Below are 1,761 nucleotides of genomic sequence, written 5' to 3'. Positions count from 1 at the left end.
TTTGCGCACTATCGAGAGCAAAGAAGCATTGAAGTGACGACGACCACGATAAACCGAGAGCATGCCTATCTTAGGGCGATGTTTAACGAGTTGGAGAGGTTAGGGGTGATTGAGTTTGAGAACCCGCTGAGTAAAATTCGTCAGTTCAAAGAGCGTGAAAAAGAGTTGAGGTATTTGGACCATGATGAGATCGCAAGGCTATTGGGTTCTTGTCAAACGTTCAGCAATCGGTCTTTGGTGTTTATCGTGAAAATTTGCTTAGCAACGGGTGCTAGGTGGGGAGAGGCGGAAAGCCTAAAGCCCTCACAAATCAAAAATAATCAGATCACGTTTTTGAATACCAAATCATCCAAGAATCGCACCGTACCGATTAATCAAACGCTTTATGATGAACTCACCGCTCTTGAGTCTATCAGTGAAGAGAGGATGTTTTTAAACAGCTTATCGGCTTTTCGAAAGGCGGTTTCAGAAGCAAATATTGACTTACCGAAAGGGCAAATGACTCACGTTCTACGTCATACCTTTGCGAGTCATTATGTGATGAGCGGCGGCAATATTGTGAAGTTAAGAGATGTACTGGGTCATAGTGAAATCACAACAACCATGCGTTATGCGCATCTAGCCCCTGAACATTTAGAAGAGACTTTGATGCTGAATCCTTTGAATCAGCATCAAAACCCGACTGATTCTTAACTCGTTTGTCCCAGAGCATAGCAATCCCAGAGTATTGCGGCATAACACGTCTCTGGACAAAAGCACGTTAGAGTATGGATTCTAACGAGCCAAAATTGGATTAGAAAAAGTATCTTTAAGCCTTAAATACTGTTATGTGCGTTCGTTAAGTTTGGACGTAAGGATATGGTTTTCCCATTGACCTGCAATTTTTAAGTACTTCCTAGCGACACCTTCTTTCTCGAAACCTAGTTTAAGCAGCACTCTTTCACTCGCTACATTATGTGGCATGTAAGTCGCCATTATTCGGTTAAGACCAACGATATCAAACATGTAACCTATCGATGCTTCGAGTATTTCGGTCATATAACCTTGACCTTCAAACTTTCTAGAAATGGAGTAACCTAAAAAGCAGGCTTGAAAAACACCGCGAGCTATACCTGTGAAACTGCAAACACCAACAATTTCGCCTGCATCTTTATCCAAAGCTACAAACTTAACTTCACTACCTTTCTCAAACGCAGACTCACTGTTTTTACACTGAGACAGCCAGTTGTCTAAAGTATAAAATTCATCTGTACGAAGTGGTGACCATGGAGCTAAATGCTCACGATTTTCGAGTTGGTATGCAAGCATATCTGAAGCATGCTTACTGGACATCACTTCAATTCGAGTCCTTGCCGTATCTATCATTTTTCCTCCGAGCACATAACGCTTATTAGTCGACAAACTGTCGTCTTTTTCTTCTATATAATGCACTCTTAACCATATTGGTTCAATTAACAATCAATAAGTTAAAGTAAGACAAGGGATACTAAGCTGCAAAATGTCGCCTAAAAACGGGAACGCTAAGTTCTCAACTCAAGTGGATAAGTTTGAATAGGTCAAACTCAGATTAACAAGATATGAATGAGTAAAAGATCTAAAACTAAATGGGGCAAAAGTGAGTCAGAAAATTCCGAGTGCTTAAATGAGTCTAACTTATAGAATTGTAGCTAAATAAAATACCGAAATAGACGGAAATACGAGTTGTTTGGTTTTTTGATGACCATAACGTTCTGTTTTTATTGTTGGTTTTGTAGAATTCCA

2 protein-coding genes are annotated in these 1,761 nt (G+C 40.0%); one reads left to right on the top strand and one right to left on the bottom strand.

The genetic code is table 11. The features are described from left to right. Window positions 1-693: tyrosine-type recombinase/integrase (locus AB4623_RS23985; protein ID WP_372147521.1), on the top strand; the 693-nt coding region annotated here is incomplete at its 5' end. A gap of 132 nt (window positions 694-825) precedes the next feature. On the opposite strand, the gene AB4623_RS23980 is transcribed toward AB4623_RS23985, so the two are convergent. Continuing rightward, on the bottom strand, window positions 826-1,365 hold the full coding sequence (locus tag AB4623_RS23980; RefSeq protein WP_017052231.1) for a GNAT family N-acetyltransferase: 540 nt from the start codon (window positions 1,363-1,365) through the stop codon (window positions 826-828). Window positions 1,366-1,761: the final 396 nt, after the last annotated feature.

It is taken from the genome of Vibrio sp. 10N.222.52.C12, assembly GCF_041474215.1.
GTDB classification, from domain to species: domain Bacteria; phylum Pseudomonadota; class Gammaproteobacteria; order Enterobacterales; family Vibrionaceae; genus Vibrio; species Vibrio crassostreae_C.
The sequence above is the reverse complement of the archived record's forward strand: the minus strand, read 5'-3'. Positions and strand labels throughout refer to the sequence as shown.